The organism is Nonomuraea sediminis (genome assembly GCF_018531495.1).
Taxonomy (GTDB): Bacteria; Actinomycetota; Actinomycetes; order Streptosporangiales; family Streptosporangiaceae; genus Nonomuraea; species Nonomuraea sediminis.
In genome coordinates this window covers 363,713-379,159 of sequence record NZ_JAHDTI010000003.1, presented here as the reverse complement: position 1 = coordinate 379,159, position 15,447 = coordinate 363,713, and the positions used below count along the sequence as shown (strand labels likewise).

Sequence of the window (15,447 nt, the reverse complement as noted above, 5' to 3'; positions counted from 1 at the left end):
CCTTGGTTTGCGCCTTTGGTATTCAGTGTTGCTATATACCAGTAGTCGGTGTTACTTTGTACTGGTAGTCAGCAACAATGAGTAGCTGAAAGGGGGTGCGCCATGGGCAAGCAGGCGACGGAGATGCTCAAGGGCGTGTTGGAGGGCATCGTTCTGGCGATCCTGTCCGGCCGGCCCGCGTACGGCTACGAGATCACGGCGTGGCTGCGGGACCAGGGCTTCTCCGACATCGCCGAGGGCACCATCTACGCGCTGCTGGTCAGGATCGAGCAGCGCGGCTTCGTCGACGTGGAGAAGGTCCCGTCGGAGAAGGGGCCGCCGCGCAAGGTGTACTCCCTGAACGCTCAGGGACGGGTGTATCTCGACGAGTTCTGGAGGACCTGGAGCTTCCTCACGGAACGGCTCGCACAGCTCCGCGAAGGAGGTAAGTAGCCATGGCCACAGAGCCGAACGAGCCGAAGAGCCGCTACCGGCAGTACCTGGAGATGGTCACCGGGCCGCTCGAGGACAAGAAGCGCTACCGGCAGTACAAGGCGCGCAAGCAGCAGCTTCCCGCGAACTATCACGCGGCGATCGACGCGCTGGACCACTACATGCAGTACTTCGGGCCGGCGGACGCAGAAAGCCTGCTGGCGATGCTGGACGACCTCGCCGACCTGTTCGAGCAGAGCGCGGCGGACGGAACCCCGATCCGCGAAGTCGTCGGCGAAGACCCGGTGGAGTTCGCCGAGGCGTTCCTTCGGAACTACCCAGGGGGTTCGTGGATCGGCCGGGAGCGGGAGCGGCTGACCAAGGCCATCGATCGGGTCGCGGGCGACGAGTCGTGACCAAACAGAGAACGGATATCCGGATGACAGTTCATCAGATCCAGGGGCCCGCGATCCGCGTGCAGGGCCTGGAGAAGTCGTACAAGGAACTGCACGTGCTGCGGGGCGTGGACTTCGAGGTGGCGCGGGGCAGCATCTTCGCCCTGCTCGGCTCCAACGGGGCGGGCAAGACCACAGCGGTGAAGATCCTGTCCACGCTGCTCAAGGCCGACGCGGGTACGGCCAGCGTCCACGGCTTCGACGTCGCCAAGCAGGCGGCGGACGTGCGCGAGTCCATCAGCCTCACCGGGCAGTTCGCGGCCGTCGACGAGATCCTTACCGGGCGGGAGAACCTCGTGCTGGTCGCCCGGTTGCGGCACCTCAAGGATCCGGGGAAGATCGCCGATGGCCTGCTCGCCCGTTTCTCGCTGACCGACGCGGGCGCGCGGAAGGTGTCGACGTATTCGGGCGGCATGCGCCGCCGCCTCGACATCGCGATGAGCCTCATCGGGAATCCGCCGGTCATCTTCCTCGACGAGCCGACCACCGGGCTCGACCCCCAGGCGCGCATCGAGGTGTGGCAGGCCGTCAAGGAACTCGCCGCACAGGGCACGACGGTGCTGCTCACCACGCAGTATCTGGACGAGGCCGAACACCTCGCCGACCGGATCGCGATCCTGCACGAGGGCCGGATCCTCGTGAACGGCACCCTGGCCGAGCTCAAGCAGCTGCTCCCGCCCGTCAAGGTCGAATACATCGAAAAGCAGCCGACCCTCGAGGACGTCTTCCTCACGCTCGTCGGTGACAACGGCAAGAACGGCCATGACCGCAACGTCGCAACGGACGCATAAGGAACAACGATGAGCAAGCATTTCTTCGGCGACACCACCGTCCTGCTGGGACGCTCTCTGCGCCACATCACGCGCAGCATGGACACCATCGTCACGACCGCGATCATGCCGATCGCCATGATGCTGATGTTCGTCTACGTGTTCGGCGGCGCGATCAAGACAGGGTCGGCGTCGTATGTGAACTACATGCTGCCCGGCATCCTGCTCATCACGGTCGCCTCCGGCGTCGCCTACACCGCCTTCCGGCTCTTCACCGACATGAAGAGCGGCATCTTCGAGCGATTCCAGTCCATGCCGACCGCGCGCTCGTCCGTGCTGTGGGCACACGTGCTCACCTCGCTGGTCGCCAACCTGATCTCGCTCGTGGTCGTCCTGCTCGTCGCCCTGCTCATGGGCTTCCGCTCGAGCGCGGGAGTGCAGGCGTGGCTCGCGGTCGCCGGCATCCTGATCCTGTTCACCCTGGCGCTGACCTGGATCGCCGTCATCCCCGGCCTCACCGCCAAGACCGTCGACGGCGCGAGCGCGTTCTCCTTCCCGCTCATCTTCCTGCCGTTCCTCAGCTCGGCCTTCGTGCCCACCAACACCATGCCCGGCCCGGTGCGCTTCTTCGCCGAGCACCAGCCGGTGACCTCCATCGTCAACGCCATCCGCGACCTGTTCACCCAGCAGCCGGTCGGCACCGACATCTGGATCGCCCTGGCCTGGTGCGTCGGCATCCTCATCGTGGCCTACGCCTTCGCCATGAACACCTACCGCCGCAAGATCTCCTAGCGCTGCGGAAGCCGGACAAGCTCGACGCCCGTCCGCGGGTGCCCCTTCGGTACGGCGCCGCACCCACACCGCAGCCTCGTATTCGAGCCGTACAAGAGACGAGGAATGGCCATGACTGATTCCCTCCACACCCTCACGTCGATGCCGACGGCGCGTCAGGCCGGTTGCCCCTTCGACCCGCCCAAGGAGCTGATCGAGGCCCGCCGGCACGGCCCCATCAGCCGCTTCACCTTCCCCGACGGGCACCAGGGCTGGCTGGTCACCGGCTACGACCTGCTCCGCTCGATCCTGGCCGACTCGCGCTTCAGCTCGCGCAAGGAGCTCATGCGCCACCACCCGCTGATCGACTACGGTGACATCGAGGTCCCCCCGGCGCCGCCCGGCGAGTTCCTGCTGACAGACGAGCCCCAGCACAGCCGCTACCGCAAGCCGCTGGTGGGCAAGTTCACCGTACGGCGGATGCGGCTGCTCACCGAGCGCGTCGAGCAGATCACCGCCGAGCACCTGGACGCCATGGAGAAGGCCGGGCCGCCGACGGACCTGGTGACCGCGTTCGCCAAGCCCATCCCCGCCATCATCATCTGCGAGCTGCTGGGCGTGCCGTACGAGGACCGGGGCTCTTTCCAGGACAACATCGACAAGTTCCTCGGCGGGGAGGTCAGCGACGAGGAACTTGTCGAGGCCTACATCGCGACCCAGCAGTACCTCGCGGTGCTGGTGGCGGCCAAGCGCGCCAACCCCACCGACGACGTGCTCAGCGACCTCCTCGACAGCGATCTGACCGATGAGGAGCTGCGGGGCATGGCCCTGATCCTGCTGTCGGCCGGGTTCGACACCACGGCGAACATGCTGGCGCTCGGCACCTTCGCACTGCTGCAGAACCGCGCGCAGCTGGCCGCGCTGCGCGCCGATCCCGCGCTCACCGACGGGGCCGTGGAGGAGCTGCTGCGGTATCTGAGCGTCGCCAAGCAGTTCGCCCGGGTCGCGCTGGAAGACGTCGAGCTGGGCGGCCAGACCATCAAGGCCGGTACGACGGTCATCGTGTCGTACGCCACCGCCAACCGCGACCCCGCGCGCTTCACCGACCCCCACGTGCTCGACCTGCGCAGGCAGGATGGCGGGCACCTGGCCTTCAGCCACGGCATCCACCAGTGCCTGGGCCAGCAGCTGGCCCGCGTCGAGCTGCGCGTCGCGCTTCCCGCGCTGCTCAACCGCTTCCCCACCCTGCGCCTGGCCGTACCGTCTGAAGAAGTCGCCCTGCGCCCGGAGACCGCCGACATCTACGGGGTCAAGAGCCTCCCGGTCACCTGGGACGCCTGACCGCGAGCCACTGACCGGGCGAAGCGAACCGGTCCACACCGGGCAGACGAGCAGGAACCCGTATGGCGCTTGCCACGCCGCGAGCGCCACGACGGGGCGATGATGACTTGGCCGTAGACGCCGCTGACAGCACCGTGACCCGCCCGGTTGGGCACCAGGTCCCCGTCCGGCCGAAACCTGCAGCGCGAGGCGTTCCGCGCCTGCTGCCCGCACCATTCGCGCGCACCACGACGAGCTTGCCGCTGCCCATTGGCCGGCACGCCGTCACCTCCGCGTGCTCGGCCGGCCGCCGCCGATCTGCCCGGCACGCCCCGCGCTGACAACACCAAAGCTCGGTGCCACCACCGCGCCACAAATACCGACCCACCTGGCAACAGCCGACCCCGAAGGGGATTCGCATGTCCAACACGCGTCGGCGAGGGTTCCTCGCCGCAGTCCCACTCGCGACCGCGCTCGTGGTTTCCGTCGCTCCCGCCGCGTCCGCGACGGCGGAGCCGAAGATTGACATCTCCGGCGGGCTGACGCAGCCCGTCTTCTCCTACAAGGACGCCATCCGTGAGCACGTCCGGGTGGAGTCGTCGGTCGACAGTGATGGCGACGGCAAGAAGGACCTGGTCCGGGTGGACATCATCCGGCCGAAGGAGAGCGGATCCGGGCTCAAGGTCCCGGTGATCATGCACGAAAGCCCAGATTTCGACAACCCTGGCGCCGGCTACGAGAACGACCACAAGAAATACGACGCGAACGGAAACGCGACCAAGTTCCCGCTGTATTACGACAACTACTTCGTGCCGCGCGGGTACGCGTTCGTGTCGGTCGACATGATCGGCACCAGGTTGTCCGACGGCTGCCCGACCTCCTACGGCGCCTCCGACGTGCTGGGCGGCAAGGCGGTCGTCGACTGGCTGAACGGCCGGGCGACCGCCTACGACGACAAGGGCGACCCGGTCAAAGCCTCCTGGACCACCGGCCGCACCGGGATGATCGGCCACTCGTATGAGGGAGCGCTCGGCGTCGGCGTCGCCGGCACCGGCGTGCAGGGGCTGGAGACGATCGTCAACATCGCGGGGTACACCAGCGGATACGAGTCGTGGCGCAACAACGGCGTCCTCACCTGGTTCAAGGGCGGGGCGGCCTGGCAGTCCAAGGTGTTCGACAAGGATCCGGACGAGAAATGCGCGGCGGTGCGCCAGCAGTTGCTCGAAGACTCCGACGACGCCACCGGCAACTACAACGCCTACTGGGACGAACGCAATTACCGGACCGGGCCGATCTCGAAGGCGCGCAACGTCCGCGCCAGCGTCTTCGAGGTGATGGGGATGCAGGACCGGAACGTGGTGGGCAGCCAGTTCTCCCAGTGGTGGGCCATGCTGCCCCGCGCCGTGCAGCGCAAGGTGTGGGTGACGCAGTACGGGCACCTGGACCCGTTCTGGGCCCGCCGCGAGGTGTGGCTCAACACCCTGCACCAGTGGTTCGACCACGAGCTGATGGGCGTCGCCAACGACATCCTGCGCCAGCCGCGCGTCGATGTGCAGCTCGGCCCGGACCGGTGGATCACCCAGGCTGACTGGCCGGCGCGAACGCGGACGGTGACCCTGCGGCCGCGGCAGGACGGCTCCCTGGGTCGGACGCCTTCGACCGGAACCGGCAGCTACCTCGACACCGCCCAGACCGAGATCGCGATGGCCGCCGACCCTGCCACCCCCAACCCGAACCGGCTGGCCTTCCTGACCTCACCGCTGAAGAACGCGATGCGGCTGTCCGGGACGCCGTCGGTGAGCCTGCGCCTCACGCTGGACAAGCCGACCGCCAACCTGGGTGTCCTGCTTGTCGACTACGGCCAGGACACCCGCATCAACTACCGCGAACGCACTGCGACGTCCGCGGAAGGGCTCAAGTTCATCGGCGGCGAAGACTGCGTCGGCCAGGGCACTCCCGATGACGACGGCTGCTATCACAGGGCCGGCGACAACACGGCGACCTCCGGCTTCAACGTGGTCACCCGCGGAATCCTGGACGCGCAGAACCACAAGTCGCTCAGCCGCTCGACACCGCTGACGCCTGGCAAGCCGTACCAGATCACCTGGAAGATGCTGCCGCAGGACTACGAGTTCAAGGCCGGGCACCGGCTGGGCCTGGTGCTGACCGGAACCAACGACGACTTCAACCTCGACGAGACCGGCAACGGCTCCGGGACGGACGTCGAACCCGGCACGGGCGCCAAGGTCACCATCGACCTGGCCGGCACGTCGATCTCGCTGCCGCTGGTCACCGGCACCTCCGACAAGTAACTGCCGTACGGTCGCGGCGGCCGTCGGCCGCGACCGTACACGTGGGGCCAGGTCGCCGTGTCCGGAATCCCGTTCTCCCAGGAGCGGTCGATGCCTACTGTCCCTTCGACACGGGTTCGCGCGCTTGCCCCCAACCTGGTGCGCGCGATGTTCGTGTTCCTGTTCGGCTACCGGCTGTGCCTCTTCCACCTGGTCACCTTCCTCGCGCCGGCCGTCGTCGGCAGGCTCCCGATGGCGCTGATCGCGGTCGGCGCGTGGACGCCCGGCTCGACCTTCACGCTGGATCTGGCCGATGGCATGGGCGCCGCCGCCGTCGCACTCGCCATCGGCGTGGGGGGCTGGCTGCTCTCGATCGTGCTGGCCGGCTGGATGCGCCGGGTCGGCCACCGGGGCCCTCGAGATCGCCTTGCGTCGGCTGTCCCGTTGATCTGCATGGTCACCAACGGGTGTCCGGATGTGGCGAGAAAGGGTCGGAGGGCTTTTCTATAAAGGGGGGATGACGATGTTTTCGGCCGTGGTGACCACCGGGATCTACTGCAGGCCCGGGTGCGGGGCGCGGCCGTTGGCCGAGAACGTGCGGACGTTCGAGATGGCGGCCGCCGCGGAGGCCGCGGGGTTCCGGGCTTGCCTGCGTTGCCGGCCGTACCGGGTGGCCAGTCCGGTGGGGGCCGATGCGCCGGAGCTCGTGTGCCAGGCCGTACAGCTGATCATCCGCGGAGTGCTCGACGAGGGCAACGAGGCGGCGCTGGGGGAGCGGCTGGCCGTGTCGCCGCGGCACCTGCGGCGGTTGTTCCGCGATCATCTGGGTGTGACGCCCGACCAGCTGGCGCGCTCGCGCAGGGCGCACTTCGCGCGGCGGATGCTGGACGACACCGAGCTGAGCGTGGCGGACGTGGCGTTCGCGTCGGGGTTCGGGAGCCTGCGGCAGTTCAACAGGGAGATGCGCGAGGTGTTCCGCGCCTCGCCGCGGGAGCTGCGCGGACGCAGGCGGCGGTCCGATCGGCTGGCGGCCGACGGCGGGCTGGCGATGCGGCTGCCCGTCCAGCAGCCCTTCGACTGGGACAAGGTCGTCGCGGGGCTGGCCGAGGGGGCCGTGCCCGGGGTGGAGTCGGTCGAGGGGCGCGTCTACCGGCGCACGATCGGGCTCGACGGCGGGCCAGGGATGCTCGAGGTCCACCCCGGCAGCGAGGACCACCTGGTGCTCAGGGCGCACCTGCCGTACTGGGAGGGGCTGATCCACGTGGTCGAGCGCGTCGGGCTGATGCTGGGAGTCGACGGTCAGGGTGGGCCGGACAGCTGGGGTCCGTTCGAGGGGACCGTACGGGCCGTTCTCTCCACTGACGGGGGCTCGACGTGGGCGCGAGAGCAGCTGGGAGCCATAGCCCGAAATTTCGGGCAGCCGGTGCCCGGGCTGACGCACGGCCTCACCCACCTGTTCCCGTCGGCCGAAGTGCTGGCCTCGGCCGACCTCGTCGCGGCCGGACTCCCCGAGCCGACCGCCGACACCATCCGCACCTGCGCCGCCACCGGCCGCTGGACATGACCCACCCTCGGCTCCCGACCCCTCACAAGAGGTACGGCATGCCAGGAAGGCAGCTCAGGTCTGCCCCGCCGAAGGGCGGGAAGGGCGCGAAAAGCGGAAGAGACTGGCGGGCCAGGAGGATGGGGGCGGCGTCCGCGACGTGGGGAAGGTCCGGCCGGGAGGATGGGTGGTGTCCGAGGGCTGACGCGCCCGGGTTGAGGTCGCATGACGGAGGGTGGGGAGGGGACAGGTCGGTCGAGGTGACGGGCAGGGGCGTGGAGAGAGTGCCGGGTGGGGAGGACGGGCTGGTCGCGCAGGCTCGGGGTGGGGACGAGGGGGCGTTCGCGGAGCTGGTGGAGCGGCACCGGGGTGAGCTGCGCGTCCACTGCTACCGGATGCTGGGGTCGTTCGAGGAGGCCGAGGATCTGGTGCAGGAGACCCTGCTGCGCGCCTGGAAGGGACTGCCCGCCTTCGAGGGCCGCTCGTCGCTGCGGTCCTGGCTCTACCGGATCGCCACCAACGCCTGCCTCGACGCCCTGGAGGCCCGCGAGCGGCGCGTGCTCCCGTACGAGCTGGGCCCGCCGGAGACGGACGGCCCGCGGATGGACATCCCGTGGCTGCAGCCGTACCCGACGGGGAACGACCCGGCGACCGCGGCGGTGAGCAGAGAGACGATCGAGCTGGCGTTCCTGGCCGCGATCCAGCACCTGCCGCCCCGCCAGCGCGCCGTGCTCATCCTGCGTGACGTGCTCGGCTGGCCGTCCAGGCAGACCGCGGCGCTGCTCGACGGCACGCAAGCGTCGGTGAACAGCGCGCTGCAGCGGGCCAGGGCCACGCTCAGGCAGCGCCTGCCCGGCCACCGCCTGGACTGGGCGGCCCGCAGCCACCCGACCGACGAGGAGCGCGCCGTGCTGCGCCGCTACATGGACGCGGTCGAGCGCGCCGACCTGGCCGCCATGGCGGACCTGCTCGCCGAAGAGGTCCGCGCGACGATGCCGCCCTACCCGACCTGGTTCCTGGGCAGGCAAGCGGTCCTGGGAAGCCTCAGGGCGAGCTGGGACCCGGCGCACCCCATCGGCCGCTTCACGATGCTTCCCCTGGAGGCCAACCGGCAGCCGGCCGCGGCGGCCTACCTCGACGGGCGCGCGTTCGCGATAGCCGTACTGGGCGTCGAGGGCGGGCGCATCACCGAGCTGACCGCCTTCCACGACGTCCGGGTGTTCGAGGCGTTCGGCCTGCCGATGACTTTTCCGCCGGACGCCCGTCTTGAAGGAGGTCGACCAAGGAGGTAGATCATCATGGCCAAGCTGCTGTATTCGGCCACCATGTCGCTGGACGGCTTCATCGCGGGCCCCGGCGGGGACATGTCCTGGCTGACCGAGCACCTCGGTCCCAACCCGCTCGTGGACGAGCTGGTCCCGCGCATCGGCGCGCTGCTCGTGGGCAGCCGCACCTTCCGCGGTGACGACCCGTACAAGGGCGTCCCCGACAAGGAGGGCAAGGCGTTCGGCGGCGGGTGGAGCGGGCCGCAGATCGTCCTGACCCACCGGCCCGGTGCCCCTGCCGCGGACCTCACCTACGCGGGGGACCTCGAGACCGCCGTCGCCCTGGCCAAGGCCGCCGCGGGCGAGAAGTACGTGAACGTGCTCGGCGCCGACGTCGCCCGCCAGTGCCTCGAGGCGGGCCTGCTCGACGAGGTCCTCGTGATCGTCGCCCCCGTCATGCTCGGCGACGGCACCCGCCTGCTCGACCGGCCGGGCGGCACCGACGTCAAGCTCGAACGTCTCGCCCACGGCGCCGTCCCGCACGCCACCAACCTCTGGTTCCGCGTCCTGTGATGGGTTGACGGGCGCGAGCGGGTCGTGATTACCTCTCCACCAACTGGTTGGTGGAGAGGTGAAAGATCGTGGGAGATCGACGGCAGGAGCTGATCGAGGCGGCGTTCCGCTGCCTGGCGGCCAAGGGGTTCGAAGGCCTGCGCCTGAGAGAGGTGGCGCGCGAGGTGGGCATCGACCACTCCACGCTGCACCACCACTTCCCCACCAAGAACGACCTCATCGCCGCGGTCGTGCAGTACACCACCCGGCAGCTGCACGCGCCCGGCACGACCCTGGGCGACTACCTGGACATGCTGGCGGTCGCGATGCGCGAGCAGCCCGAGCTGTTCGTGGTGCTGCGCGAGATCGACCTGCGCTCGCTGCGCGACCCGGAGATCCGCGCCACCATCGAGCGGGTGGAGGAGGGCTGGCGCGGGGCGCTGGCCATGCGCATCGCACCGGAGCACGTCGCGCTGGTCATCGCCGCGGCCAAGGGCCTGACGCTCATCCCCGACGACCCCGCGGTCGTGCTCGCCCACCTCCGTGAACTCATCGAAGGAGCCTGAACCATGCACGTGATCGTGATAGGCGGCGGCATCGGTGGACTCTGCCTGGCCAACGGGCTCAAACGGGCCGGCGTGAGCGTGGCGGTCTACGAGCGGGACGTCACCCCGACCAACCGCAACCAGGGCTACCGCATCCACATCAACACCGAGGGCAGCAGGGCCCTGCACGCCTGCCTGAGCCCCGAGATCTGGGAGCGGTTCGTGGCCACGGCCGGCGACCCGGGGGCCGGGATGGCGTTCATGACCCACCGGCTGGACCAGCTCGCGCTGATAGAGGAGGACCTGTTCACCGGCGGGCGCACTGCGCCGGAGGAGAGTCACCACGCGGTCAGCCGCGTCACGCTGCGCAACCTGCTCCTGGCCGACATCTCCGAGATCGTGAACTTCGACAGGAAGTTCACCGGCTACGAGACGAAGGACGGGCGCATCCTGGCGCGGTTCGCCGACGGATCGACGGCCACGGGCGACGTGCTGATCGGCGCCGACGGGAGCAACTCCCGGGTCAGGGCACAGTTGCTCCCAGACGCGGGCTACCTGGACAGCGGCGCCCTGGCGGTGGGCGGCAAGCTCTACCTCACCCCCGAGACCAAGGCCTGGCTCCCCGAGCGGATCCCGGCCGGGATGAACGTCATCTTCGGCCGGCCGGGCCGCTCCATGTTCACCGCCGTCTTCAAGCGCAGGACCTACGACGCCGGCGAGGGCGACTACGTGCTGTGGGCGCTGGTCGCCCGCCGCGACGCGTATCCGGACAAGCGCGACGACCTGCGCGAGACGGTCACCCAGCTGATCGAGGGCTGGCATCCCGCTCTGGTCCGCATGGTGGCCGAATCCGATCCTGTCAGCGTCGAGATGTTCGACTTCCGCACTTCCGCCCCCGTCAAGCCGTGGCCCACGGGGCCGGTCACGCTGCTCGGCGACGCGATCCACGCGATGCTGCCCACCGGCGGCGAGGGCGGCAACACCGCGCTGCGCGACGCCCAGCTCCTCACGGCCAAGCTCGCCGCCGTCGGCAGGGGCCAGGCCGAACTGGTGACCGCGCTGGGGGAGTACGAACGCGCCATGATCGAGTACGGCTTCGCCGCCTCGAAGCGGGCGCTGTCCAACGCCAGGATGGGGATTTCGGCCAGCCGGATCAACCGAGCCTTCGCCCGCGCCTTCTTCCGTACGTGCCAGGCGGTACCCCCGTTGAAGAGGCGTGTCTTCGGTGAACGATGGTCCTCGGATTAACACGCCGGTTACATACGGGCAAAAACCGGGAAACGGCCGTCTGGTTTTCTCGGCGTGGCTGGAGAGAACCGCGAAAGGATCGTTGTGAGCTACAAGGCTGAGTACATCTGGATCGACGGCACCGAGCCCACGGCTCTGCTGCGCGCCAAGACGAAGATCCTGGCCGACGGCGCAGAGCCGCCGGTGTGGGGCTTCGACGGATCCAGCACCAACCAGGCCGAGGGCCACTCCTCCGACCGCGTGCTCCGCCCGGTCTTCACCTGCCCCGACCCGATCCGCGGCGGCGCCAACATCCTGGTCCTGTGCGAGGTCGAGGAGATCGACGGCGAGCCGCACAAGAGCAACACCCGCGCGCTGCTGCGCCCGATCGCCGAGCAGTTCGCCGACCAGGACTCCTGGTTCGGCATCGAGCAGGAATACACCTTCTTCAAGGGCAGCCGCCCGCTCGGCTTCCCCGAGGGCGGCTTCCCCGCTCCGCAGGGCCACTACTACTGCGGCGTGGGCGCCGAGGCCGTCTTCGGCCGCGAGATCGTCGAGCTCCACCTCGACCGCTGCCTGGCCGCCGGCCTGGCGATCTCCGGCATCAACGCCGAGGTCATGCCCGGCCAGTGGGAGTTCCAGATCGGCCCGGCCGGGCCCGTCGAGGTCTCCGACCACATGTGGGTGGCCCGCTACCTGCTCTACCGGACGGCCGAGGAGTTCGGCGTGGAGGCCACGCTCGACGCCAAGCCCGCCCGCGGCGACTGGAACGGCGCCGGCGCGCACACCAACTTCTCCACCAAGGCGATGCGCGAGGGCTACGACGCCATCATCACCGCCTGCGAGGCGCTCGGTGAGGGCGACAAGCCGATGGAGCACGTCAAGCAGTACGGCGCCGACATCGAGTCCCGCCTGACCGGCGCGCACGAGACCGCCCCGTGGAACAGGTACTCCTACGGCGTCTCCGACCGCGGCGCCTCGGTGCGCATCCCGTGGCAGGTCGAGGTGGACCGCAAGGGCTACATCGAGGACCGCCGCCCCAACGCCAACGTCGACCCGTACGTGGTGACCAGGCTGCTGGTCAACACCTGCTGCTCCGCTCTGGAGAAGGCCGGCCAGGTCTGATCGACATTCCGGGAGAACGCGGGCACCCCCGATGGGGCCCGCGTTCTCCCACGTTCAGGTCAGGCGCGCCTGGTAGACCCGGCGCGCCTCCTCGACCACGGCCAGGTAGTCCGCGCTGACCCGGTCGCGGATGAGATCCTCGAGTAACTCCAGCCAGCGCAGGCAGAACGTCACGTCCTCCTCGCGGGCCACCCTGCGCCGCTCCACGTCCAGATAGACCGGGCTGGTGTGGGCCCGCACCTGGCCGCCGCCCTCGGCCACGGCCACGACGTACGTCGGCCAGTTGACCGCCAGGTCAGCCGCCACTTCCCCGGGCGGGCCCGAGGCCAGCTCGCCGTCCGCCGTCAGCAGACGTACGGTCTCCACGCCGGGACCGATCACCCGGCCCACCACGCTCACCCGGTTGCCCGCCACCTGGTCCAGCGTGGCTCCGGGGCCCTCCCCGTCGACCGCGAGTTCCAGGAACGGGCCCGTGGTGGCGAATGTGCGGCCCCGCCGTACCGCCTCGGCGTAGGACTCCGCGGTCAGCGGGCCGCGCACGTGCGCGTAGGTGCGCTCGCGGCCGATCGGGCCCAGCCGCTGCGGGGTGCCGGCGACGGCCGCGATCCTGTTGCCCGCGCCGATGAGGCGCCGGTAGGCGCGCGCCGACTCGATCGCCGAGGAGAAGGTGTCGACCAGCCCCAGCGCGGCGTCCACCACCGACAGCCGCGCGTCGAAGCCGGGATCGCCCACCCCGACCAGCTGTTCCGGCGTCTCGACCGGCCCGCGGAAGGCGTTGGCGTAGCCGATCAGGGCGCCCCGCTCGCGCAGCTTGCTCAGCGTGTCGCTCTCCGGGCCGAGCGCCTGGTGGGCCAGGCCGACCCTGGCCACGTGCGTCTCGTCGGACCACGGCAGGTCGCGTCCCGACCAGGTCTCCCCGGCCTCGCCGTCGCCGGGCAGCAGGTTGACCACGTGCAGGTCCTCGCCGAGCTGGGAGTCGGCCACCCACCGGGTGGGGCGGTTGAAGCGGACGTGCAGGTCGCCGCCGTACCAGCCGCGGGCGGCGGCGTCGTAGATGCGCGGCGGCGCCAGCTCGACGAGCGTCTCGCCGGAGCCGGGCGTCAGCGTCGTCTCGGCCGAGCCGTACTCCATGCCCCTGGTCACCCTGACCGTCAGCTGCTCGCGCGGAACGTGGACGACCAGGTCGTCGCCGTGGAAGTACGGCAGGCCGTCCAGGTCGCGGGCAGGTGAGGTGTCCTGCGGGAACCAGCCCCGGCCGTCGGCGCTCACCACGCTCCACCGGCACGGGAACCCCGCGCGGAGCCGGATCGCCACCGTCACCAGTTTCAGATCGTCACGCATCGGCTTCTCCCCGTAATCGAAGGCGCCGTTATCGTGGCACGACCCTCACCCGCCGGGAAGCCCCATGCTTCCCGGCGGAGTGGCTTTCTTACTCCCAGGTGGAAGGATCTAGAGTCGGAAATCCATATCTGGAGTGATGTCGGCGACGTCCATCTGGGCCTTCTGCAGGCGACCCGAGTGGTCCCAGTTCATCGCCTGCCAGCGGGTGAACTGGTCGAGCACCCACATGCCTGACTGGCGGCTGCCGTTGCCCGACTTGCCGTTGCCGCCGAAGGGCAGGTGCGCCTCGGCGCCGGAGGTGGAGTTGTTGACGCTGACCATCCCGGCCGAGATGCCCTCGCGGAAGCGGAAGGCGTTCTTGGGGTCGGTGGTGTAGATCGAGCTGGACAGGCCGTAGCCGGGCCGGTTGGCCAGCTCGATGGCCTCGTCCAGGGTCTGGAAGGAGGCGATGCCCACGATGGGGCCGAACGTCTCCTCCAGGAACAGCTGGTCGTCCGGCTTGACCCCGTCCACGACCACCGGGTGGTAGTAGAGCCCGCCCTCGCCGGTGAAGTCGTGGTGCGGGTTGTTCGCGGTGATCCTCCCGGTCTCTCCTGACACGACCTCGTGGTGAGGCTGGATCCAGGCCAGGAACTCCTCGTAGCGGTCGGCGAACTTCTGGTCGAGCAGCGGGCCCGCCAGCACGTCCTGCTCCGGGTCTCCGATCTTGGCGTTGCGCACGGCCCTGGCGAAGCGCTCGACGAACTCGTCGTGGATCGACTCGTGCACGATGACCGTGCCCAGGCTCGTGCAGCGCTGGCCCGCCGTACCGAAGCCGGAGAACAGCGCGCCCTCGACGGCCAGGTCCAGGTCGGCGTCCGGCATGATCACCATCGGGTTCTTGCCGCCCAGCTCCAGGCAGGCCGCCTGCAGGTGGCGGCCGGTCAGCTCGCCGATCTTGCGGCCGACCGCGCTCGAGCCGGTGAACCCGACCTTCTGCACCGTGCCCTCCTCCAGGGCCTTGTCCAGCCCGGCGAAGGTGCCGGCGCCGTCGGCGAAGACGATGTTGAGCACCCCGTCGGGCAGCCCGGCGGCCACGAACAGCTGGTACATCGCGTGCGCGGAGGCGGCGGCGTACTCGGCGGGCTTCCACACCACGGCGTTGCCGCACAGCAGCGCGGGCACCAGGTACCAGGACGGCACGGCCACCGGGAAGTTGCCCGCGGTGATCACGGCCGCCACGCCGACCGGGTTGCGGAAGGTGAACAGGTTCTTGTCCGGCATCTCCGACGGCACGGTCTGGCCGTAGAGCCTGCGCCCCTCGCCCAGGAAGAAGTCGCAGGTGTCGACGATCTCCCTGACCTCGCCGAGCGACTCCTTGAACGGCTTGCCGATCTCCTCCGTCACCAGGTGCGCCAGCTTCTCGGCGTTCGCCTCGACCAGGCGCCCGATCGACGCGATCACCCTGCCGCGGACCGGCGCGGGCACCCTGGCCCACTCGCGCTGCGCCTCCTTGGCGGTACGGCAGGCCGCTGCGAACGTGTCGGCGTCCGCGAGTCCGACCTGGGCGACCACCTCGCCGGTGCGCGCAGGGTTGACCGACTCGTACGTGCTCGCGGCGGCGGCGTCCTTGCCGCCAATGACCGAAACGATGTGACGCGTCACCGGTGACCTCCTCGTAGTTCCTTCGCCCACACAATCATCCCGCCGCAAGATCTGGAAACCCAGCCCCATCCCCAATCACAACGATCACCCCCACCCGGAGAAAGGGACAACGCGCGCACCATTTACGGCCCGCCCTTGTGATCGCTCCGAGATCGCCTCCTGCGAAGCTTGCGCTCGCCGCCGCTGA

The 15,447-nt window shown here is 69.5% G+C and carries 15 protein-coding genes; 13 read left to right on the top strand and 2 right to left on the bottom strand.

Translation table 11 applies throughout. The features are described 5' to 3' along the window. Positions 1–102: 102 nt before the first annotated feature. The 13 genes from KIK09_RS15835 (at position 103) to glnII (ending at position 12,275) form a co-directional block, all read left to right on the top strand. Positions 103–432, top strand: coding sequence for a PadR family transcriptional regulator (locus tag KIK09_RS15835; RefSeq protein WP_214319964.1), 330 nt, complete (start codon positions 103–105; stop codon positions 430–432). 2 nt (positions 433–434) lie between these two features. Beyond that, complete coding sequence (locus tag KIK09_RS15830) at positions 435–827, top strand: DUF1048 domain-containing protein (RefSeq protein WP_214319963.1); 393 nt, start codon at positions 435–437, stop codon at positions 825–827. 23 nt (positions 828–850) lie between these two features. Further along, the gene (locus KIK09_RS15825) at positions 851–1,657 is read left to right on the top strand and encodes an ABC transporter ATP-binding protein (protein ID WP_250573201.1); all 807 of its coding nucleotides are present in this window, start codon (positions 851–853) and stop codon (positions 1,655–1,657) included. Positions 1,658–1,666: 9 nt separating this feature from the next. Continuing rightward, positions 1,667–2,428, top strand: a complete 762-nt coding sequence (locus KIK09_RS15820; RefSeq protein ID WP_214319962.1) for an ABC transporter permease — start codon at positions 1,667–1,669, stop codon at positions 2,426–2,428. 111 nt (positions 2,429–2,539) lie between these two features. Then, positions 2,540–3,748, top strand: a complete 1,209-nt coding sequence (locus tag KIK09_RS15815; protein ID WP_214319961.1) for a cytochrome P450 — start codon at positions 2,540–2,542, stop codon at positions 3,746–3,748. 398 nt (positions 3,749–4,146) lie between these two features. After that, positions 4,147–6,039, top strand: coding sequence for a CocE/NonD family hydrolase (locus KIK09_RS15810; RefSeq protein ID WP_214319960.1), 1,893 nt, complete (start codon positions 4,147–4,149; stop codon positions 6,037–6,039). A 147-nt stretch (positions 6,040–6,186) separates the two neighbouring features. Next, positions 6,187–6,528, top strand: coding sequence for a hypothetical protein (locus KIK09_RS15805; RefSeq protein WP_214319959.1), 342 nt, complete (start codon positions 6,187–6,189; stop codon positions 6,526–6,528). Positions 6,529–6,535: 7 nt separating this feature from the next. Next, positions 6,536–7,582, top strand: a complete 1,047-nt coding sequence (locus KIK09_RS15800) for a helix-turn-helix domain-containing protein (RefSeq protein ID WP_214319958.1) — start codon at positions 6,536–6,538, stop codon at positions 7,580–7,582. 254 nt (positions 7,583–7,836) lie between these two features. Next, complete coding sequence (locus tag KIK09_RS15795; protein ID WP_308164118.1) at positions 7,837–8,853, top strand: sigma-70 family RNA polymerase sigma factor; 1,017 nt, start codon at positions 7,837–7,839, stop codon at positions 8,851–8,853. A 6-nt stretch (positions 8,854–8,859) separates the two neighbouring features. Beyond that, positions 8,860–9,399 (top strand): dihydrofolate reductase family protein, encoded by a 540-nt coding sequence (locus tag KIK09_RS15790; protein WP_214319956.1) that lies wholly within the window; start codon positions 8,860–8,862, stop codon positions 9,397–9,399. 68 nt (positions 9,400–9,467) lie between these two features. After that, the gene (locus tag KIK09_RS15785) at positions 9,468–9,944 is read left to right on the top strand and encodes a TetR/AcrR family transcriptional regulator (RefSeq protein ID WP_214319955.1); all 477 of its coding nucleotides are present in this window, start codon (positions 9,468–9,470) and stop codon (positions 9,942–9,944) included. Positions 9,945–9,947: 3 nt separating this feature from the next. Further along, on the top strand, positions 9,948–11,171 hold the full coding sequence (locus tag KIK09_RS15780) for an FAD-dependent oxidoreductase (protein ID WP_214319954.1): 1,224 nt from the start codon (positions 9,948–9,950) through the stop codon (positions 11,169–11,171). A gap of 84 nt (positions 11,172–11,255) precedes the next feature. Continuing rightward, positions 11,256–12,275, top strand: a complete 1,020-nt coding sequence (glnII, locus tag KIK09_RS15775) for a glutamine synthetase (protein WP_214319953.1) — start codon at positions 11,256–11,258, stop codon at positions 12,273–12,275. A gap of 54 nt (positions 12,276–12,329) precedes the next feature. On the opposite strand, the gene KIK09_RS15770 is transcribed toward glnII, so the two are convergent. Further along, the gene (locus KIK09_RS15770; protein ID WP_214319952.1) at positions 12,330–13,616 is read right to left on the bottom strand and encodes a CehA/McbA family metallohydrolase; all 1,287 of its coding nucleotides are present in this window, start codon (positions 13,614–13,616) and stop codon (positions 12,330–12,332) included. A gap of 108 nt (positions 13,617–13,724) precedes the next feature. Continuing rightward, a complete protein-coding gene (locus KIK09_RS15765) occupies positions 13,725–15,260 on the bottom strand; it encodes an aldehyde dehydrogenase family protein (protein WP_214319951.1) in 1,536 nt (511 codons plus the stop codon). Between the last annotated feature and the right edge of the window lie 187 nt (positions 15,261–15,447).